Below are 21142 nucleotides of genomic sequence, written 5' to 3'. Positions count from 1 at the left end.
GGGCTGCATGTCACCATTGTTACAGCAGCATATTTGCATCCATTTTTACCACCATTAGAGGTCACTTTTCACAATGGGTTCCCAAACAGAAGCAGTAAGACTCGATAAATGGCTATGGGCAGCGCGTTTTTACAAAACACGTTCCATTGCTCGAAATATGGTCGATGGCGGCAAAGTTCACTATAATGGCCAGCGCAGCAAGCCAAGCAAGGCTGTTGAGCTCGGTGCAATTATTACTCTTCGCCAAGGCAATGAAGAGAAAACCGTTGTTATAGAAAAGATTTCTGACCAACGCCGCGGTGCACCTGAAGCGCAGACGCTCTACAGTGAAACCGCCGAGAGCGTAACTAAGCGTGAAGAAAGTGCTATGCAACGTAAACTTCATGCGCATAATCCAAGCCCTGATCGTCGCCCTGATAAGAAACAGCGCCGCGACATCATCAAGTTTAAACATCAATAAGTACCATACGTACGAGGAATTAACTCAATGGCAAACAACGTATTAAACCGCTACCTTTTTGAAGACCTATCAGTACGTGGTGAGTTGGTACAATTGGATGAAGCATACCAACGTATTATTTCTAGCAAGGAATACCCAGCTGCACTACAAAAGTTGCTTGGTGAGCTATTAGTTTCTACAACCCTTCTTACGGCAACACTTAAGTTCGAAGGTTCAATTACAATGCAACTTCAAGGCGACGGCCCTGTATCACTAGCGGTTATCAATGGTGACCACGATCAGAAGATCCGTGGTGTAGCTCGCTGGGAAGGTGACATTGCTGATGACGCTTCAATCCATGACATGTTGGGTAAAGGCTACCTAGTGATCACGATTGAACCGAAGAAAGGCGAACGCTACCAAGGCATTGTAGGCCTAGAAGGTGACAACCTAGCTGAAATTCTAGAAGGCTACTTTGCTAACTCTGAACAGCTTAAAACTCGCATCTGGATCCGCACTGGTGAGCAAGAAGGTAAACCACACGCAGCAGGCATGCTGATTCAAGTGATGCCAGACGGCACAGGTTCACCAGAAGATTTTGAGCATCTAGAACAGCTTACCAATACGGTTAAAAATGAAGAGCTATTCACACTAGAAGCTAATGATCTGCTTTACCGCCTATACAACCAAGAAAAAGTACGTCTATTTGATCCACAACCGGTTGAATTCCACTGTGGCTGTTCACGTGAACGTAGTGGCGCAGCTATCGTGACCGTCGATCGCGCAGAAGTGAATGACATTTTGGCAGAGGTTGGTTCAATTTCTTTACATTGTGATTACTGCGGCACGACTTATTCGTATGACGAAGCAGAAGTGTCGGAACTGTTTAAGCAAGCATCAACAGGCAATAAAACCCTGCATTAATTTTTACAGCTTACCAAGCACGTAATTAACCGATCAAAGGCCAGCATCACGCTGGCCTTTTTGTGATCAAAGCCCCGTAAACCCTAGCCTCACCTGTAATAAAGCAACTGGTTAATTTTAAACAATTAATAATCATTTTGCTCTAGCGCAAAGCTTTGCGCACACGATAAACTAACCACGCCAATATGTGATGAGTCGCTTAAAACCCCACTGAAAACATGGATATTATTTGAGCTATATCCCTGTTTTCTTGCAAGCCCATTGCTAGCATGGTGAGCAGATAAAAATTAAAAAAATTCTTACAAAATCCCTACAAATATTTCCGATAAGGAGCACCTATGACCGTTATGGAACATACAAAGGCTGCAACAATTGATCTTACCAAACATGGGCTGCATAACGTTAAAGAGGTTGTTCGCAACCCAAGCTATGAAATGCTGTTCGAAGAAGAGACTCGCGCTGATCTTGAAGGCTACGAAAAAGGTGTAGTCACTGAGCTAGGTGCTGTTGCTGTTGATACTGGTATTTTTACTGGTCGCTCACCAAAAGATAAGTACATCGTTAAAGACGCAACGACTGAAGAACATATGTGGTGGACTTCAGACGCGGTAAAGAACGATAACAAGCCAATCGATCAAAAGGTATGGAGCGAACTGAAAGAGCTCGTTACTGGTCAACTTTCAGGTAAGCGTGTTTTTGTCATCGATGGTTACTGTGGTGCTAACCCAGACACTCGCCTAAGCATTCGAGTGATCACAGAAGTTGCATGGCAAGCCCACTTCGTGAAAAACATGTTCATTCGTCCATCGGAAGAAGAGCTAGCAACATTTGAACCAGACTTCGTTGTTATGAATGGTGCGAAATGTACAAACCAAAAATGGCAAGAGCAGGGTCTGAACTCTGAGAACTTCACAGTTTTCAACCTAACTGAGCGCATGCAGCTAATCGGCGGTACTTGGTACGGCGGTGAAATGAAGAAAGGTATGTTCGCAATGATGAACTACTTCCTTCCTCTTAAAGACATCGCATCTATGCACTGTAGTGCGAACAAGTGCAAAGAAAACGGTGATGTTGCGGTCTTCTTTGGCCTATCTGGCACAGGTAAAACTACGCTATCAACCGATCCTAAACGCGAGTTGATTGGCGATGATGAGCACGGTTGGGATGACGACGGTATCTTCAACTTTGAAGGTGGTTGTTACGCGAAAACTATCAAGTTATCGAAAGAAGCTGAGCCGGATATCTACAACGCTATCCGTCGTGATGCTCTGCTAGAGAACGTCACCGTTCGCAGTGATGGCTCAATTGATTTTGATGATGGTTCTAAAACTGAAAACACTCGTGTTTCTTACCCAATCGAGCACATTGAGAACATCGTTAAGCCAGTGTCTAAGGCCGGCCATGCAAATAAAGTTATCTTCCTGTCTGCAGATGCATTTGGTGTACTACCACCAGTGTCGAAGCTAACTCCGGAACAAACTAAGTACCACTTCTTATCAGGTTTCACAGCGAAACTGGCAGGTACTGAGCGTGGTATTACTGAACCAACACCGACCTTCTCTGCTTGTTTTGGTGCAGCATTCCTTACACTACACCCAACTAAGTACGCAGAAGTGTTAGTGAAACGTATGGAAGCAGCAGGCGCAGAAGCTTACCTAGTCAACACAGGTTGGAATGGCAGCGGTAAACGTATCTCTATTCAAGATACACGCGGCATCATTGATGCAATTTTAGATGGTTCGATTGAGAATGCAGAAACTAAGCATATCCCAATCTTCAATCTAGAAGTTCCAACCGCGCTACATGATGTAGACCCAAGCATCCTAGATCCACGTGATACTTATACAGATCCGCTACAGTGGGAAAGCAAAGCAAAAGACCTTGCTGCTCGCTTTATCAATAACTTTGATAAGTACACGGATAACGATGAAGGGAAATCACTTGTTGCAGCAGGTCCTCAGCTAGATTAGTGACCCCCTCTTCAAATAACATGCTAAGCCCCTCTTTCGAGGGGCTTTTTGTTGCCTGTCATCAGAAAATGTTTCAAGCTATCACCATCATGGAAATGGAAATTCGCAATTGTGAAGAAAACACTGACCCTGCTCTCTCTGCTTATAATTGGCTTTGTCGGCCTTTCACTGCTGTCGCTGTACGCGGTGATGCAGACTCGTCACGCCCCTCAAGCTGTCAGTGTTTTATTTGAAACTTTCACGCCATATCAAGTCAAGGCTCAACAGGCTCGTTACACTCCTCCGCTGCAACTGACGCTCGAAGATGTGGAAATCCAAGCTAAACAGCAAACTCTACAAATCCCCAAATTGACTCTCTGGCTAAGCGCTTTACCTTGGCAACAGGGCAAGATCGCACTGGATTCTCTATTAATTGAAGGCGCGACGTTTGACCTCGATAAGACTGATTCATCGCTGCTTGATGATGTGTACCTTCACCAACTGGCCTTGCAACATGTCGATCTCTCCACTCACGATTGGTCAGCTCGCGAAGTCAATGTACAAATCGAGCAACCTCAATGGGAAACCCCACAGCAAACCCTGCCGTTTGGTGATATCCAATTCGCCGCTAAACAGTTGTACGTCCGAGGCGAAGCACTTAACGACGTTCTGGTTGACGCCAAGTATCAAGCCCAAGAGAGCACTATTTACGGTAGCTCATTCAAATGGCACGGTGCAGACATATCAGGTCAAGCAGAGCAATTTGACCAAGGCTGGTCACTGATAAACGTCACCATATTTAATCTCAATCTAGATAGTGTTGCACCCGCCAACAAGATGCTGACCACACTCAAAACACTCGACTTTCCGGTTTACCATATTAATAGCCTCGATATACTGCGCAGCAACTTAAACTTCTCTGGCTGGCATTTCGAGCAGCTTGATGCCTCACTGGAAGATATCAATCTTGAGAAGTCACTGTGGCAACAAACCAGCGGGTATTTCTCGTTTGATGCGGAAAGCCTCTCTTACGATCAAATTCGTTTCATCTCCCCTACTGCAGAAGTCGGCTTCTCTTCAAAAGGTATTAAGGTTGATCTATTTAATGCGGACTTCAAAGATGGCTGGGTTCAATTAAAGGGTGAAATTTCGCCCTCAGAGCTGACTCTAGAAGAGTTAAGAATGTCAGGGATAACTTGGCTAGAGGGATTGAATGAAATCACCGACGCCGCTATTCAAGCCAGTGAGCCTATTCAATCTCTCACCATCAAAGAACTTGAAGTGAAAAACAGCCAGTTCATTCAGGTTGAGCAACGTCCGTATTGGCAGCTCTCAGGTCTGACGATCGATGGCCGAAATTTAAATCTAATCAAGCAAGGTCAAGCCGGGCTGTTTGATGGCCAACTCCAAATCAGTGCCAACAATGCGAGCTTAGATAACTTACTCACAACCCAAGCTGCGGTAGAAGTAAATGCCAAACAGCGCAAAGTCACCTTAGAACGGGCATTTTTGCCCCTAAAATCAGGCTATATCGAAGCAAATGGCATGTGGGATGGCAGTACAATTAGCGCACCGTGGAATCTTGTATTACACGCAGACGGCATTCCAACAGACCAACCTATTTTACAGTCGATGTTGCCGTTTTCACTGCAAGGCTTAGCAGAAGTGGAGTTGGAGCTGAGCGGACTGTCAGGTGATTACTCAATGCTTGCTCATAGTTTAAGTGGTAAAACACACGTACAGATACATCAAGGGACTTTAAGCGCAAAAAATGTCGACGGAGAAAGCAGCTTTGAACAAAATTGGCCCTTAGCGCGCATTACAGTCAGTGCTGATCGTGGAAGAATTCAGATTGAATCCAAATCAGATCACGCTCAAATGACAGGTGTGATTGATTTAACCAAGCCTGAATTTGCCACTTTATTGTTTGAAACCAGCCAGCAATGCCAAAGGCTATGGTCTGATATTTTCTCGCGGACGAACGTTATTGAGGACAATTGCGTAGAAGAAGTCGCGCCACCAGCAGTTACCAGTGGCGCTGAAGATCAAGAAACCGGTGCGCCACTCTCATCAAGTGTCGCTTTGTAGTCCGGCAACAGCATATAAGTACCGATAAACTCTACCGCCGCATGCTCACCACTGTAGATGGTCACATGAATCACAATTCGAGCTTTGCGCCCAGAAGCCAAGCGATCCAAGTCGCCACTGATACCATCCAAAGAGGTCGATGCGACTGGGTTTTGAGTCACCGGATGGCGATAGCGAATCTGACTGTCCGCTAAAACAATGTCACCGCTCAGGTTGCGCTCTTTCATTAACAGCCATGTCATCCCCCAACCCGTTAGCGTAGCCAAAGTAAAAGCGGAGCCTGCAAACATGGTGTTATGTGGGTTTAGGTTTGGGTTGAGCTGAGCGCAGCACTCAAATTGATAACCTGTGTATTGGTTAATCTTAATGCCCATCTTGTCACTGATCGGGATTTGATGCTCCCAGCGCTCTTGTAATTCTGTACACCATTCAGGTTTGCGAAGTACATTCGCCATTGGGTCGAGCGGTTTGACCATCTGTTGGTGGCGAACAGGGCCGCGTTCATCGGTTAACTCACCACGGCATTCAAATCCGTTCTTTTGATAAAAGGAGATCGCATCTTCACGTGCACTACACACCAAACGCTTAGCCCCTTCTTGGCGTGCTAACGACTCCAGAGCAACCAAAACTAATGAACCCATGCCTTTGCTACGACGTGAGCCTTTAACCGCCATATAACGAATCTGGCCTTCGCTGTCTGGGGTAATGTATAAGCGTCCAATCGCCATTGGTCGGCCACGACCATCCACAATCATGCGATGATGGCTCATTGGATCGTACTCATCACGCTCAGAACCTAATGGCATGCGCCACGGCTCACGCAGCATCTGCCAGCGGAAATGGTAGTACTTGTTGAGTTGGTTATCGGTTTTCGGCGTGATCAGCTTAAACATAAAAGTCCTTTTTAATGGAAGAGATCGCTTCTTCCCTTCTAGCCTATATTGTAATTATACGTGCAATTATACCTGCAACCAGAAAGTCACTGGGCCGTCATTGACCAGAGACACTTTCATATCCGCTGCAAACTGGCCACGTTCCGTTGGCAACACTTGCGCGCACTGATCAGCAAAGTATTCATACAGACGCTCAGCATCCGCAGGGTTAGCACCACGGGAAAAGCCCGCGCGAGTGCCTTTTTTAGTATCTGCCGGCAAGGTAAATTGAGAAACAACCAACACTTTACCCTCAATTTGTTTCACGTTGAGGTTCATTTTGTCATCTTCATCACTAAACACGCGATAAGTGGTCACACGCTCCATCAGGCGCTTGGCTTTCGCTTCGTCATCGTCTTTCTCAACACCCAATAGCACAAGTAGACCTTGGTCGATTTCGCCCACGACTTCGCCATCCACACGGACGGCCGCTTCACTTACTCTCTGAATCAGTGCTATCACTATGACTTCCTTTATTCGACTTAAGTTCGATTCGTTTTTCAGGGGAGTGTACCATTTCTTTAGGCTCACTCCAGTGCTCTCTTTCGCCAAGAGCAGCAGTGACTTCTGCCCCCACCAATACAATCAGCCAGCAGAGGTAAACCCAAACAAACAAGATCGGAATAGCGGCTAGCGCGCCATAAATAAGTTGGTACGAAGGGAATTGAGTAATGTACGCAGCGAAGCCTTTCTTGCTCGCCTCAAACAACAGCGCCGCAACAATCGCCCCCACCATTGCGTGAGAGATCTGCACTTTCTTATTTGGCACCAGTAAATAAAGCCCAACAAAAGCAAAGAAAGAGAGCAAAAACGGCAGCCAACGTAACAGCGAGTTGTATACCCCTGAGATCGCTTCACTTTCGAGAATTTTCAACGAAGTCACATAAGAGGTCGCGGCAATACTGGCACCAACTAAAATCGGCCCGAGCGTTAAGACCATCCAATACATAGAAAACGAAAAAACCGCACGACGCTTATTTCTCACTCGCCAAATGTAATTAAGATTTTTATCGATATTGGATATCAGCATCAAAGAGGCAACAAACAAGAAGCCACCACCAACCGCGCTCATTTTGCCAGTATTAGCAACAAACTCGAGCAGCGCTCCTTTAACCGCATCACCCGCAGCCGGCACAAAGTGAGTGATCACGAAATCTTGAATCGCATCACCCGCGTTTTCAAAAATGGCAAAAGAAGAGAGCACCGACAATAAAACGGTCAACATGGGTACAATAGACAGCAGCGTGATATAAGCAAGGTAGCCAGCATTCACGTTGACCCTATCGTGATTCATTCTGGTTAATAGGTAGCGTCCAAAATTCAGACTTTGCTTAATGATTTGCTCAAATTTCAACTTGTAACTCCTAACCGACTCGGTCATCCTAACAGCATAATTCTAAAGGAAAGGAAACAATCATGCCGTATTTACTGGCTTTGGTATTATCCATTTTCACCCTGACAGGTTGTCAGTCTGCCTACTATTCAGCAATGGAACAAGTAGGCTACCACAAACGCGATATTATGGTGGATCGCGTTGAAGAAGCCAAAGAATCTCAACAAGACGCACAACAAGAATTTACCAGTGCGCTTGAAGCCTTATCAGCCCTGACTAACTTTGATGGTGGCGAACTGGAAACGGTTTACAACCAAATCAATGATAAGTATGAGGACAGTGAAAAAGCAGCTGAAGATGTTCGCGCTCGTATTGCGGCAATTGAAGATGTCTCTGACGCACTATTCTCAGAATGGCAGAGCGAGCTAGACCTTTATACCAGTGCGAAATTACGCCGCTCAAGCGAGCAGAAACTGCGTGAGACCAAAACATCGTACAAAACTATGCTAAGCGCGATGAAGCGAGCAGAAGACAAAATGACACCAGTACTGAATACACTGCGCGACAACACGCTTTATCTGAAACATAACCTCAATGCGAGCGCGATCGGCTCTCTACAGGGCGAATTTTCAAGCCTAGAAAAAGACATTCAGTACGCGATCAAGCAGATGAACGCAGCCATTGCTGAATCTGATAAGTTCCTGCAAAAGCTCAATCAGAAGTAACCTCGAATGCAGCCAATCATTATCTCAGGCGGCCCTGGTGCTGGTAAAACCACACTGATAGAAGCCTTGTCTCAACAAGGCTTTGCAACCTATGGTGAAGTGTCGCGTGATTTGATCGAGCAACAGAGTCAGTATGAAGATGGCATTTTGCCTTGGGATAATTTACCCGCCTTCGCGGCACTCTGCTTAGAGGTGATGTTGCTACAAAAGCAACAAGCCAACCAACAAACCGTCGCGTTTTTAGATAGGGCGATTCCAGACATTTGTGGTTATCTATCGCAGGCAGGGTTAGAAATCGAGTCCAAATACAGTTCCGCAAGTAAGGGTTACCACAAACAAGTTTTCTTCTGTCGCCCTGAAGCGAGCATCTACGTACAAGATGAAATTCGCCCCTACCCCTTTGATGGAGCAATCAAGATTCATGACAGCCTAGTTGCGCTTTATCAGCAGCTTGGCTATGAAGTGATTGATGTGCCATTTATGACAGTCGCAGAGCGAGTTCAGTTTGTTCAGCGCCAATTAGGACTCTAGAGCGAGATCCCAGCTCGGTCGTTCCTTCTTCTTGAGAATGACGAATAATAAACTGTCTTATTGATTACTCTAATGCCAGATAAAACAAAAGCCCCGAGCAGCATCGCTACTCGGGGCTTTTTACATCAACAATTCAGTGATTATTTTGCAGCGCGAGATGCACGCTTACGATCACTTTCCGTTAGGAACTTCTTACGGATACGGATGCTTTCTGGTGTTACTTCTACTAGTTCATCTTCATCAATGAACTCAAGAGCTTGCTCTAGAGTGTGCTTGATTGGTGGAGTCAGAACCTGAGCGTCGTCAGTACCAGATGCACGTACGTTCGTTAGCTGCTTACCTTTCAGTGCGTTTACTGTTAGGTCATTGTCGCGGCTGTGAATACCGATGATCATGCCTTCGTATACTTCTACACCGTGACCGATGAATAGACGACCACGCTCTTGAAGGTTAAACAGTGCGTTAGTCAGTGCTTTACCTGCAGCGTTTGCGATCAATACACCGTTGATACGTTGACCAATGTTACCGCCTTTGTGTGGGCCGTAGTGATCGAACGTGTGGTATAGAAGACCAGAACCTGACGTTAGTGTCATGAACTCAGTTTGGAAACCGATCAAACCACGAGAAGGCATATCGAAGTCCATGCGCACACGGCCTTTACCGTCTGGTGCCATGTCTTTCAGCTCACCTTTACGTAGGCCGATGTTTTCCATGATGCCGCCTTGGTGCTCTTCAAGAACGTCAATCGTTACCGTTTCAAACGGTTCCATTAGCTGACCATCTTCTTCTTTGATGATTACTTCTGGACGAGATACAGCAAGCTCGAAGCCTTCACGACGCATGTTTTCGATCAGGATAGATAGGTGAAGCTCACCACGGCCTGATACGCGGAATTTGTCTGGATCGTCAGTCTGTTCAACACGTAGTGCAACGTTGTGCACCAATTCTTTCTCTAGACGCTCAAGGATGTTACGTGAAGTTACGAACTTACCTTCTTTACCTGCGAATGGAGACGTGTTTACTTGGAACGTCATTGTTACTGTTGGTTCATCAACAGACAGTGCTGGTAGTGCTTCAACTTGGTTCTGAGCACAGATAGTGTCAGAAATTTTCAGCTCGCCAAGACCTGTGATAGCGATGATATCACCAGCGTTTGCTTGCTCTACTTCATGACGGTCAAGGCCTAGGTAACCCATTACCGTACCTACTTTACCATTGCGAGTTTTACCGTCAGCACCGATAACCGTTACTTGTTGGTTTGGCTTAACGCTACCACGAGTTACACGTGCAACACCGATAACACCAACGTAAGAGCTGTAGTCTAGCTGAGAAACTTGCATCTGTAGTGGACCTTCAAGGTCAACTTGTGGAGCCGCTACTTCTTCAACGATAGTCTCGAATAGTGGTTCCATGTTCTCGCCAGTTTCGCCTTCTTCTTTAGTAGCCCAACCGTTCAGTGCTGAAGCGTAAACTACTTTAAAGTCTAGCTGTTCATCAGTTGCACCTAGGTTGTCGAATAGGTCGAATACTTGGTCCATAACCCAATCAGGACGCGCGCCTGGGCGGTCAATCTTGTTGATTACAACGATTGGCTTAAGACCGTGAGCAAATGCTTTCTGCGTTACGAAACGAGTTTGTGGCATTGGGCCATCAACTGCGTCAACGATAAGTAGCACAGAGTCAACCATAGACATGATACGCTCTACTTCACCACCGAAGTCCGCGTGTCCCGGAGTATCTACGATGTTGATGCGGTAATCATTCCAGTTAATTGCTGTGTTCTTAGCAAGAATGGTAATACCACGCTCTTTTTCGATGTCGTTTGAGTCCATGACACGCTCTTCAGCTTCGCCGCGAGACTCTAAAGTACCTGATTGCTGCAGTAGTTTATCAACCAGTGTTGTTTTACCGTGGTCAACGTGCGCGATGATCGCGATATTTCTTAATTTATCAATCTGTGGAGTAGCCATGGATTTGATTCGCTCGATATAAGTAGCCCACCGAAAATCTCGGCAAACTTATTTGATTAAAAAAACGGCCATAATGTACCAGATTCTAGCGAAAAACCCAGAAATATGTGATCTGATTCGCTACTTTTGCGAAGATAATTTATTGATGAAACGCAAGCTGCCTCTGAGTAAGGTGAAATCCTCATTGACATCAAGGACAAAACTCGGCTGAATGGAACTCGATTTTGTTTACTCTTGGTGCATAACCAAGCAAAAGCACCAACTTGGTGCAACACAAGATCATTTTGGTGCAAAACAGTGCATCACATTTGAACCTAGCCCGCTAATTTATTGAAAATTAATGGATTAATTTTTTGGCACGGTTTTAGCTTTAGTAAAATCAGCATCGATTAATACGATTGAAATGAAATTAATCAATGCTGGATTTATAACAAATCACGCTAATACCGAATTAATAACACTGGAGGTTATCCAAGATGTCAGTAGAAAACGTTCTATCGCTGATCCAAGAAAACGAAGTTAAGTTTGTTGACCTACGCTTTACTGATACTAAAGGTAAAGAGCAGCATATCTCTCTACCTTCTCACCAAGTTGACGCAGACTTCTTCGAAGAAGGTAAGATGTTCGATGGTTCTTCTGTTGCTGGCTGGAAAGGCATCAACGAATCAGACATGGTAATGATGCCAGACGCATCATCAGCGGTTCTTGACCCATTCACAGAAGATGCAACGCTAAACATCCGTTGTGACATTCTTGAGCCTGCAACTATGCAAGGTTATGACCGTGACCCACGCTCTATCGCTAAGCGCGCTGAAGACTTCATGCGCTCTACTGGCGTAGCTGACACAGTACTAATCGGTCCTGAGCCAGAGTTCTTCCTATTTGACGACGTTAAATTCGCAACTGACATGTCAGGTTCTTTCTTCAAGATTGACGACGTGGAAGCAGCTTGGAACACAGGTTCTGAGTACGAAGAAGGCAACAAAGGTCACCGTCCAGGCGTTAAAGGTGGTTACTTCCCAGTAGCTCCTGTTGATTCATCTCAAGACATCCGCTCTGCAATGTGTCTAATCATGGAAGAGATGGGCCTAGTTGTTGAAGCGCACCACCACGAAGTAGCAACTGCTGGTCAGAACGAAATTGCAACTCGCTTTAACACTCTAACGACTAAAGCTGATGAAATCCAAATCTACAAGTACGTTGTACACAACGTTGCTCACGCATTTGGTAAGACAGCGACATTTATGCCTAAGCCACTTGTTGGTGATAACGGCTCTGGTATGCACGTTCACCAATCTCTAGCAAAAGATGGCGTTAACCTATTTGCTGGTGACAAGTACGGCGGCCTATCTGAAATGGCGCTTTACTACATCGGTGGTATCATCAAGCACGCTCGTGCAATCAACGCATTTGCTAACCCATCAACTAACTCGTACAAGCGTCTTGTACCAGGCTTCGAAGCGCCAGTTATGCTTGCTTACTCAGCTCGTAACCGCTCTGCTTCTATCCGTATCCCAGTGGTACCAAGCCCTAAAGCGCGTCGTATCGAAGTTCGTTTCGGTGACCCAGCGGCTAACCCATACCTATGTTTCGCAGCAATGCTAATGGCTGGTCTTGACGGTATTAAGAACAAGATCCACCCAGGCGAAGCGATGGATAAAGACCTTTACGATCTTCCAGCTGAAGAAGCAGCAGAGATCCCAACAGTGGCTTACTCACTAAAAGACGCGCTAGAAGAACTAGATGCTGACCGTGAGTTCCTAACTGCTGGCGGTGTATTCTCTGACGACTTCATCGATTCTTACATCGGTCTTAAGTCTGAAGACGTAGAGAAAGTAAACATGACAACTCACCCACTAGAGTTCGAACTTTACTACTCTGTATAATCGACTTTAGTTGGCAACATTCAGTCATGTTGCAAAAATTTAAGGCTCGCCTCGCAGGCGAGCCTTTTTCATTTCTTCTAGGCTTTTCATCGGTTTAAAATCAAGTTCCCACCCATAGTCAGCTAGGAACACGCGATGCGAACGCTCATCATGCTCTGCCTCATGTTAAGCCAAACCGCGCTAAGTATGGCCCAAACTGTCTATACTTGGACCGACGACATGGGGGTTGTCCATTTCAGCGATACACCGATTAGCAATGATGCTAAAAAAATAGAAATGCCCGACTATCGTGACTCTGCTCCCGCACCTCAATTTGAGCAACCAACGCCGCCTGAACCTCCAAGCGCGTCAGAACCCACCATTGAACCACTAACAATCAGTATCATTGCGCCACTGCATGACCAAACCATACGCAGCAATGCCGGAATGCTTACGATTAGAGCCACAGTCAACCGAAAACTGGCTGTTGATGAAAGCTTACAACTGGTGATGGATGGCGCCCCTCATTCAGCGCCTAAAGTTCAGTCCCTTTGGGAATTAAGAAACCTAGATCGAGGTACGCATACCTTTATGATTCAAGCTCATAGAGACGGCAAGCTTATTGCATCTTCTAACCCTATATCGGTGCATCTATTACGTGCGAGCCAGAAAAAGGTCCCTTCACCTGTAAAACCTAAGTGATTACACGACTTTTTTCTTCTGCTCTAGCCTAGATTGCGCCATACTTGAAATGTAGAACGCACCATTATGGTGCATTGCACATTTTAAGATCATGGATGAGAGGTATTTTGTGAGTAATGAACTCGACAGTATCATTTTAAACAACCAAGTAACGGCGACTTTGGTGATGAATGAAGTACTTCAGGTGAAGTACGCAAACCCATCAGCAGAGCAACTCTTCTCGCAAAGTGCCAAGCGCATTGTCGATCAACCATTGTCTAAGCTCATTCAGCACGCCTCAATGGATTTAGCGCTGCTTTCTCAGCCCCTACAAAGTGGCCAGAGCATTACGGATAGTGACGTGACCTTTGTTGTTGATGGTAAACCCTTGATGTTAGAAGTTACGGTTAGCCCAATCTCTTGGAACCGCGAACTCATGTTGCTGGTCGAAATGCGTAAAATTGGTCAGCAGCGTCGTCTCTCACAGGAACTCAATCAACATGCGCAGCAACAAGCCGCCAAGTTATTGGTTCGCGGATTAGCCCATGAAATCAAAAACCCATTAGGTGGCCTACGCGGTGCAGCACAATTACTTGAGCGCATGCTGCCAGACCAATCGCTGACTGAATATACCCAAATCATTATCGAACAAGCGGATCGCCTCAGAAACTTAGTCGACCGACTGCTCGGCCCTCAAAAGCCAGGTAAAAAGCAAAATGAAAACCTGCACCTTATTTTAGAAAAAGTTCGCCAACTGGTTGAACTGGAGATCGGACAAAGTGTTGTCATCGAGCGTGACTACGATCCTAGCTTACCTGAGTTTTTAATGGATGCGGACCAAATCGAGCAAGCTTTACTGAATATCGTCAGCAATGCTGGTCAAATTCTACAAAACCAAAACAATGGCAAAATCACGGTTCGCACCAGAACAGTGCATCAAGCCAATATTCATGGTCAGCGTTGTAAGCTGGCCGCGCGAGTTGAAATTATCGACAACGGACCTGGCATTCCTGCCGATCTACAAGACACACTCTTTTACCCTATGGTCAGCGGTAGAGAAGGCGGTACTGGGCTAGGCCTTTCAATTTCGCAAAACCTCATCGATCAACATCAAGGAAAGATCGATGTCGAAAGCTGGCCAGGCAGAACCATATTTACAATTTACCTGCCGATTTAATTAACGTGAGTTGCATTGCTGTGAGGAAGAATTATGAGTAAAGGATACGTTTGGGTAGTCGATGATGACAGCTCAATCCGCTGGGTTATGGAAAAGACGCTCTCATCCGCCAATATTAAGTGTGACACTTTCTCAGATGCCGAAAGCGTATTACTGGCCTTAGAACGTGAAAGCCCTGACGTATTAGTATCAGATATTCGCATGCCGGGCATCGATGGTATCGAACTGCTGCGCCAAGTAAATGAACGCTCTCCTGATCTTCCAGTCATTATCATGACTGCCCACTCTGACTTGGATGCCGCCGTTAACGCCTATCAAAAAGGGGCTTTCGAGTATCTTCCAAAACCTTTTGATGTTGACGAAACTCTTACTCTAGTTGAACGTGCGATTGCTCATAGCCAAGAACAAAAAAGAGAGCAAGCAAGCGCTGACACAGCCGAATACAACGCGCCAGAGATCATTGGTGAAGCGCCTTCCATGCAGGAGGTGTTTCGCGCCATTGGTCGACTCTCGCGCTCATCGATTTCTGTTCTTATTAATGGTGAGTCCGGTACAGGTAAAGAACTGGTCGCCCACGCATTACACAGGCACAGTCCGCGAGCCAGCAAACCCTTCATCGCGCTCAACATGGCGGCGATTCCAAAAGATCTGATCGAGTCAGAATTGTTTGGTCATGAGAAAGGAGCATTCACTGGCGCCAATAGCATTCGCCAAGGTCGCTTTGAACAAGCCAATGGAGGCACCCTGTTTTTGGATGAGATTGGTGATATGCCACTCGATATTCAAACGCGTTTATTGCGCGTTCTCGCCGATGGTCAGTTTTATCGAGTCGGCGGACACTCACCCATAAAAGTGGATGTGCGAATTGTCGCAGCGACACACCAAAACCTTGAAAAGCTAGTCCATGAAGGCGACTTTCGTGAAGACCTTTTTCACCGCCTTAATGTTATTCGAATCCAAATCCCTGCCCTGCGAGAACGCAAACAAGACATTGAGAAGCTAACATTGCACTTCTTAGCATTAGCCTCGGAAGAGCTTGGTGTGGATGTAAAAACGCTTCACCCAACCACAATTGAGAGGCTCAACAACCTTGAATGGCCAGGGAACGTAAGACAACTTGAGAATATTTGTCGCTGGCTCACGGTAATGGCGAGTGGCAGCGAAGTATTACCAAGCGATCTCCCAACCGAACTGCTTGAAGAAAAGTCGACGCAAAGCTTCTCAACCAATGACTCATGGCAGGTTCAACTCTCATCTTGGGCAAAACAATCGCTATCTCAGGGAGATACTGAACTACTTTCTTACGCACTTCCTGAATTTGAACGTATACTTTTGGAAGCAGCACTTGAGCATACCAATGGCCATAAGCAAGATGCCGCTAAAGTATTAGGCTGGGGAAGAAACACTCTGACACGCAAACTAAAAGAGCTCTATTAAGTCATTAATCTAAGTTTTGAAGGAATGACAAAAAATAGATAAATTGTAATCAATCAGTTTACTATTTTAGCTATGATGAATGGTTTATTGGCTAAAAATGGCTCGCTTGAGTGTTTTTAAGAATATAGAATACGATATACACCATCTATAGAAGCAAGAGTATGTCAACAACCACACAGATTACGCTTAGAACGGCGGTAGTGCTTCCTTTTGTGATGATTTTTATTATCACAATCGGTGTCATTATTGCTGTCCAGAAAAAAAGCTATGAAGAGATGGTGGTCGATATTAGCGATAAACAACTCTCCGCTTTAACCAATAATGTCACGCTTGAGTTGAATGAGTTCCTTAATGAGCCCTTTCAAGCAAGCTTGGCGCTAAGTCATAGCATTGGCTTCAACCAATTGTACACGCCTGGTGATGGCTCAGTTATCGAGCAATACTTTCTCTCTAGTTTCCAAGATCGCTATGATTCGATCCCTCAGTTGGATGTGATTGGCTTTGGTGGTGAAAATGCCGAATATATCGGCTTTAGAAAAGAAGCAAACCAAGGCTTTACTCTCATGGTGCAAGATGACCGCACCAATCAGCAGCTCATCATCTATCGTGGTCAAACAGCAAGCAATGATATTCGCTCTATCATCAGTGACTACGATCCTCGAGTCCGTCCTTGGTATACCCCTGTCGCCAAAGCAAAAAAACCGATTTGGTCTTCAATCTATGCCAATGCTGATGAAAGACAAGAAATCACTCTCTCTGCCCTAACACCTGTATTCCAACAGAATCAGTTTCAAGGTGTGGTAGTCACCGATGTTAAGATTGATACATTTAACTCATTCTTAAAGGATCAACAAGAGCGTACCAATGCCATCATTTTTATTATTGATGACCAACAAAGGCTAGTGGCACACTCTACGGGCGGGAGCGTTGTTTCTTGGGGAACCCCATATAGTAAGAAAGGAGAAAGATTACTTGCGACTGAAAGCGCCAACCTAATCGTTAAAAGAAGCGCAGAGTACACCGATAGCAATAATCTCAATCACCTGGAACAGATAGAGCGTTTTACACTCAAGATTAATGGCGAGCGCTTCTTTAATCACCTGACACCATATATCGACGAATATGGCCTCAAGTGGCAAATCGGTGTAGCGATCTCAGAGTCTGATCTACTGGGAAGACTCCCAGAGAGCCAGCGTTATAGCTGGATTATCGGCGTGATTGTCTGTTTAACCGGTATCACCATTGGCTTGGTTGCATTCAATCGCGTGGTCGCCCCAATTACTTCTACAGTGGCTGCAGCAAAACACCTCGCCAAAGGTGATTGGGACACGCAAATGCCGAAACCAGGCAATATCTACGAAACGACAATGTTAGTGTTCGCCTTCAACGAAATGGCCAATAATTTAAAAGCCTCATTTCGAGCTCTGCGCTCACAACTGCTCTATGACTCCCTCACCCAACTCTATAGCCGTGAGGGTTTAATCGACACTTGCGATACGTTGAACAAACTTGATGGCACCTTAATGCTTATCGGGATCAACAAATTTAGGAATATCAACAATAGCCTAGGTCACTATAAAGGTGATCAGCTATTAATCATTCTTTCGGAGCGTTTGAAATCTCTTTTTTCAGACGAGAGTTACCTTGCCCGCATCGGTGGTGATGAGTTCGCAATCTACATACCTCAGCTGTACGACGCAGAACAAACCTCATTGATCACGCGCCGAATTCAGCAGATGTTTGCGTCTCCTTTCATCATGGAGCAAGAAAGCATCGTCGTTAACGTATCAATCGGTATTGTAGAAAGTGGTCCTGATCATAATATGACTCGCTGGCTTCGCAACGGCAGTATTGCACTCAGCAATGCCAAGCAAGAATCTTCTCAAGTCAGCTACTACAGTCCGGAAATGGCAGATATCTCCCGCAAGCGAACCTTGATGTTATCGCAAATAAAAGAGGGACTAGAGAATGGCGAGTTCATTCCTTTCTATCAGCCAATTGTCGATATCAATACAGGGAAAATATTGGGTGCAGAAGCTCTCGCGCGTTGGATATCTCCTACGTCTGGTTTAGTTTCACCTTTAGAGTTTATCCCAATTGCTGAAGAGAGCGGTCTTATCGGGCCAATGGGAGAGCAGATCCTCACGCAAGCATGCCAAGATGCTATTCGCGGTATTGAGGAAGGAAAGTGGGATGAAAGCTTCCATATGCACGTTAACCTTTCAGTCAACCAGTTATCACAACCCGACTTTATTGCAAGCTTACGCAATGTTCTCAATAAATCGGGACTGCCTGCAAATAATCTAACCCTAGAGATTACTGAATCACGCATTGTTGATAATGACCCAGTGACGATTAAGAATATGCAAGCGATCAAAGAGCTTGGTGTTCATATCGCTATTGATGATTTTGGTACCGGATATAGCTCTCTTGCTTACTTACATAAGCTACCTTTTGACTGTCTAAAAATAGACCGCACCTTTGTCAATAAACTGGATAGTAATGGCTTAGATACCTCCATCGTTGCCGCCATCATCAATATGACGCGCGGAATGAAAGTGGATCTTGTCGCGGAAGGCGTAGAAACTGAAGAACAAGCACAAATGCTATCTCAACTAAATTGTCCTCAAGCACAAGGCTTTCTATATAGTCGCCCTGTTCCTTTTAAAGAATGGCCAACAGATTTAGTTAACATGAAATAAAAAGCAACGTCTATCGCTGCTTTTCTGCCCTTACTCTGCTGACACTACTGTCATTGATTCTTATACTTAGCTCAACTCATCTAATTGGAATGACAATAATGATAACCAAGAACCTCCCTCTGACTGATCTTCACCGTCACCTTGATGGTAATATCCGTACTAAAACCATTCTAGAGCTTGGCCAAAAGTTTGGTGTGGCTTTACCTGCTTACGACGTAGAATCTTTAACTCCTCACGTTCAAATTGTCGAAGCTGAGCCTTCATTAGTCGCTTTCCTTTCAAAATTAGATTGGGGGGTTGCTGTTTTAGGTGACCTAGACGCTTGTCGTCGTGTTGCTTACGAAAACGTAGAAGACGCACTAAACGCACAAATCGATTACGCTGAATTACGTTTCTCTCCATACTACATGGCAATGAAACATAAACTCCCTATCGCTGGTGTCGTTGAGGCAGTTGTTGACGGTGTAGAAGCAGGTATGCGTGACTTCGGTATCAAGACCAACCTAATTGGCATTATGAGCCGCACATTTGGTACTGACGCTTGTCAGCAAGAGCTAGATGCTATCCTAACTCAAAAAGACAAAATTGTTGCTGTAGACTTGGCAGGTGATGAGCTAGGCCAACCAGGCGATCGTTTTGTTAAACACTTTGCACAAGTCAAAGATGCAGGACTAAAAGTCACCGTTCACGCAGGTGAAGCTGCTGGTGCTGAAAGTATGTGGCAAGCGATTCAGGAGCTTGGTGCAACTCGTATCGGTCACGGCGTAAAAGCAATTCACGATCCTAAGCTAATGGATTACCTTGCAGCTAACCGTATTGGTATTGAGTCTTGCCTAACATCAAACTTCCAAACCAGCACTGTTGAAACGTTAGCTAACCACCCGTTAAAACAGTTCCTTGAGCACGGCGTATTAGCTTGTCTCAACACTGATGACCCAGCAGTTGAAGGTATTGAACTTCCGTATGAATACGAAGTAGCAGCACCACAAGCAGGGCTATCCCAAGAACAAATTTGTCAAGCACAGATCAACGGTCTAGAACTCGCTTTCATTTCTGATGCAGAAAAACAAGAGCTTAAAGATAAAGTCGCTAACCGCGTATAACTTTCATTTTTAGATGCTGATAAGCCGACGAATAAACGTCGGCTTTTTTATACCTATCGACTAGTCTTCAACTAAACTTTATGCATTCCTACCAGCTCGCTTTCGTGGAGGATCACAGGATGCATTTGACCATGTTGGTTCACGTATCTCTATACTTACTACTCACCGTATCGTTTAGTACTCAAGCCTGTACTCTAAAAATGGGTTATAGAACAAATGAGCGCCTACCTTTAATTGCCTCCGCACCTGATAGCAGTGGACTTTATGCTCACTTCTACCAAGTCATCGCCGAAAAACTAGGCTGTCAACTAGAGATCATTCGAGGCCCCAAAAAACGTATATTAAAGCAGTTACAAGATGGCGAGATCGACTTCTATCCCGGCTTTAATTTCAATGAACACCGCGAGGTTTATACCTATTACATTGAGAATGGTTTTCCTGGAGGAGAAATCGGCATCTCTCGGCACGAATTCCCAACGATAACCTCTCTAAAGCAACTTGAAGGGTCGACCATTTTACAGTCTCTTGGATCACCCGACTTTGTACGTGAGCTAGAAAACATTCGAATCTATGCAGTACCAGAAATGACCATTCCGAAAGCAATTAGCTTGCTACGTAAAAAGCGAGGGGATTTCTATATCTACAATCGAGCATCTCTACTCTATTACCTCAAAATCCATAATGCTCAAGACATCAAAGTTCACATGGAGTGCTGTGGTGGTGTGGAACCTTTATATTTGGGTTTCTCACGTAACTCTAATCACTACCAAGAAGTACCAAATCCTGACTACAACCCAAATAAAGAGAAGGGACCAAATAACGCCACAGTACAGCTAAGAAAGGGATCTAAAGCTTATGAACTACAGAAGGTTTTGATAAAAATGAAAGCAAGCGGCGAAACAGATAGTATTTATAACCAGTATTACTAATTATCAAACAAATCACAGAAACAGGATTGAACAGAAATGAAAAAAGCCTCGCTATTTCTAGCGAGGCTTTTCAATGTGGCGGAGAGATAGGGATTTGAACCCTAGATACGCTATTAACGTATGCCGGTTTTCAAGACCGGTGCTTTCAACCACTCAGCCATCTCTCCACAAATTGTCATCGTCAGATTAGTACACTGATGATGTAGTTACCTGTCTATACAGATAACGATATTTAAAGCCTGGCGATGTCCTACTCTCACATGGGGAAGCCCCACACTACCATCGGCGCTAATTCGTTTCACTTCTGAGTTCGGCATGGAAATCAGGTGGGTCCAAATCGCTATGGTCGCCAAGCAA

Annotated in this window: 17 protein-coding genes, 1 tRNA gene and 1 rRNA gene; 13 read left to right on the top strand and 6 right to left on the bottom strand. The window is 45.1% G+C overall.

All coding sequences use genetic code 11. The annotated features are described in order from the left end of the window. Positions 1-73: 73 nt before the first annotated feature. From hslR to GVO60_RS16195, 4 genes are all read left to right on the top strand, one after another. Positions 74-460, top strand: coding sequence for a ribosome-associated heat shock protein Hsp15 (hslR, locus tag GVO60_RS16210; RefSeq protein ID WP_159655873.1), 387 nt, complete (start codon positions 74-76; stop codon positions 458-460). Between the two features lie 27 nt (positions 461-487). Further along, on the top strand, positions 488-1363 hold the full coding sequence (gene hslO, locus GVO60_RS16205) for an Hsp33 family molecular chaperone HslO (RefSeq protein ID WP_159655871.1): 876 nt from the start codon (positions 488-490) through the stop codon (positions 1361-1363). 338 nt (positions 1364-1701) lie between these two features. After that, on the top strand, positions 1702-3333 hold the full coding sequence (pckA, locus tag GVO60_RS16200) for a phosphoenolpyruvate carboxykinase (ATP) (protein ID WP_159655869.1): 1632 nt from the start codon (positions 1702-1704) through the stop codon (positions 3331-3333). A gap of 111 nt (positions 3334-3444) precedes the next feature. Further along, positions 3445-5400 carry an AsmA family protein gene (locus GVO60_RS16195; protein ID WP_225874938.1) on the top strand — a complete coding sequence of 652 codons (1956 nt, stop codon included), beginning with the start codon at positions 3445-3447 and terminating at the stop codon, positions 5398-5400. Here the strand turns inward: GVO60_RS16195 and GVO60_RS16190 are convergent. The 3 genes from GVO60_RS16190 to GVO60_RS16180 all read right to left on the bottom strand — a co-directional run bounded on the left by GVO60_RS16190 (position 5358) and on the right by GVO60_RS16180 (position 7713). Continuing rightward, positions 5358-6293, bottom strand: coding sequence for a bifunctional GNAT family N-acetyltransferase/hotdog fold thioesterase (locus GVO60_RS16190; RefSeq protein WP_159655865.1), 936 nt, complete (start codon positions 6291-6293; stop codon positions 5358-5360). The two genes, GVO60_RS16195 and GVO60_RS16190, sit on opposite strands and share 43 nt — an antisense overlap. Before the next feature lie 66 nt (positions 6294-6359). Beyond that, complete coding sequence (gene dtd, locus GVO60_RS16185; protein ID WP_159655863.1) at positions 6360-6794, bottom strand: D-aminoacyl-tRNA deacylase; 435 nt, start codon at positions 6792-6794, stop codon at positions 6360-6362. Further along, the gene (locus tag GVO60_RS16180) at positions 6766-7713 is read right to left on the bottom strand and encodes a virulence factor BrkB family protein (RefSeq protein WP_371862481.1); all 948 of its coding nucleotides are present in this window, start codon (positions 7711-7713) and stop codon (positions 6766-6768) included. Before GVO60_RS16180 ends, dtd begins: the two co-directional genes overlap by 29 nt. Positions 7714-7748: 35 nt before the next feature. On the opposite strand from GVO60_RS16180, the gene GVO60_RS16175 reads away from it, so the two are divergent. After that, positions 7749-8390 carry a DUF2959 domain-containing protein gene (locus GVO60_RS16175; protein WP_159655859.1) on the top strand — a complete coding sequence of 214 codons (642 nt, stop codon included), beginning with the start codon at positions 7749-7751 and terminating at the stop codon, positions 8388-8390. Between the two features lie 6 nt (positions 8391-8396). Next, on the top strand, positions 8397-8921 hold the full coding sequence (locus GVO60_RS16170) for an AAA family ATPase (RefSeq protein ID WP_159655857.1): 525 nt from the start codon (positions 8397-8399) through the stop codon (positions 8919-8921). 140 nt (positions 8922-9061) lie between these two features. Here GVO60_RS16170 and typA read toward each other — a convergent pair whose 3' ends face one another. After that, on the bottom strand, positions 9062-10891 hold the full coding sequence (typA, locus tag GVO60_RS16165) for a translational GTPase TypA (protein WP_159655855.1): 1830 nt from the start codon (positions 10889-10891) through the stop codon (positions 9062-9064). Between the two features lie 476 nt (positions 10892-11367). On the opposite strand from typA, the gene glnA reads away from it, so the two are divergent. The 7 genes from glnA (at position 11368) to GVO60_RS16130 (ending at position 20785) form a co-directional block, all read left to right on the top strand. Then, complete coding sequence (gene glnA, locus GVO60_RS16160) at positions 11368-12777, top strand: glutamate--ammonia ligase (protein ID WP_159655853.1); 1410 nt, start codon at positions 11368-11370, stop codon at positions 12775-12777. Between the two features lie 150 nt (positions 12778-12927). Continuing rightward, entirely contained in the window at positions 12928-13458 is a 531-nt protein-coding gene (locus GVO60_RS16155; RefSeq protein WP_443098429.1) for a DUF4124 domain-containing protein, read from the top strand. Positions 13459-13549: 91 nt separating this feature from the next. Continuing rightward, positions 13550-14614, top strand: a complete 1065-nt coding sequence (glnL, locus tag GVO60_RS16150) for a nitrogen regulation protein NR(II) (protein ID WP_159655849.1) — start codon at positions 13550-13552, stop codon at positions 14612-14614. Positions 14615-14647: 33 nt separating this feature from the next. Beyond that, a complete protein-coding gene (gene glnG, locus GVO60_RS16145; protein WP_159655847.1) occupies positions 14648-16051 on the top strand; it encodes a nitrogen regulation protein NR(I) in 1404 nt (467 codons plus the stop codon). Positions 16052-16212: 161 nt separating this feature from the next. Next, positions 16213-18753 (top strand): phosphodiesterase GepA, encoded by a 2541-nt coding sequence (gene gepA, locus GVO60_RS16140; protein ID WP_159655845.1) that lies wholly within the window; start codon positions 16213-16215, stop codon positions 18751-18753. Positions 18754-18851: 98 nt separating this feature from the next. Then, positions 18852-19856: an adenosine deaminase gene (gene add / locus GVO60_RS16135; protein WP_159655843.1), complete on the top strand. Its 1005-nt coding sequence runs from the start codon at positions 18852-18854 to the stop codon at positions 19854-19856. Between the two features lie 119 nt (positions 19857-19975). Continuing rightward, positions 19976-20785, top strand: coding sequence for a substrate-binding periplasmic protein (locus GVO60_RS16130; protein ID WP_225874937.1), 810 nt, complete (start codon positions 19976-19978; stop codon positions 20783-20785). A 76-nt stretch (positions 20786-20861) separates the two neighbouring features. On the opposite strand, the gene GVO60_RS16125 is transcribed toward GVO60_RS16130, so the two are convergent. Together GVO60_RS16125 and rrf are read right to left on the bottom strand one after the other, a co-directional pair. Then, positions 20862-20952 (bottom strand) — tRNA-Ser (locus GVO60_RS16125). Between the two features lie 70 nt (positions 20953-21022). Further along, positions 21023-21139: ribosomal RNA gene (gene rrf / locus GVO60_RS16120) — 5S ribosomal RNA — on the bottom strand. Positions 21140-21142: the final 3 nt, after the last annotated feature.

Source organism: Vibrio atypicus (genome assembly GCF_009811315.1).
Taxonomy (GTDB): domain Bacteria; phylum Pseudomonadota; class Gammaproteobacteria; order Enterobacterales; family Vibrionaceae; genus Vibrio; species Vibrio atypicus.
The sequence above is the reverse complement of the archived record's forward strand: the minus strand, read 5'-3'. Positions and strand labels throughout refer to the sequence as shown.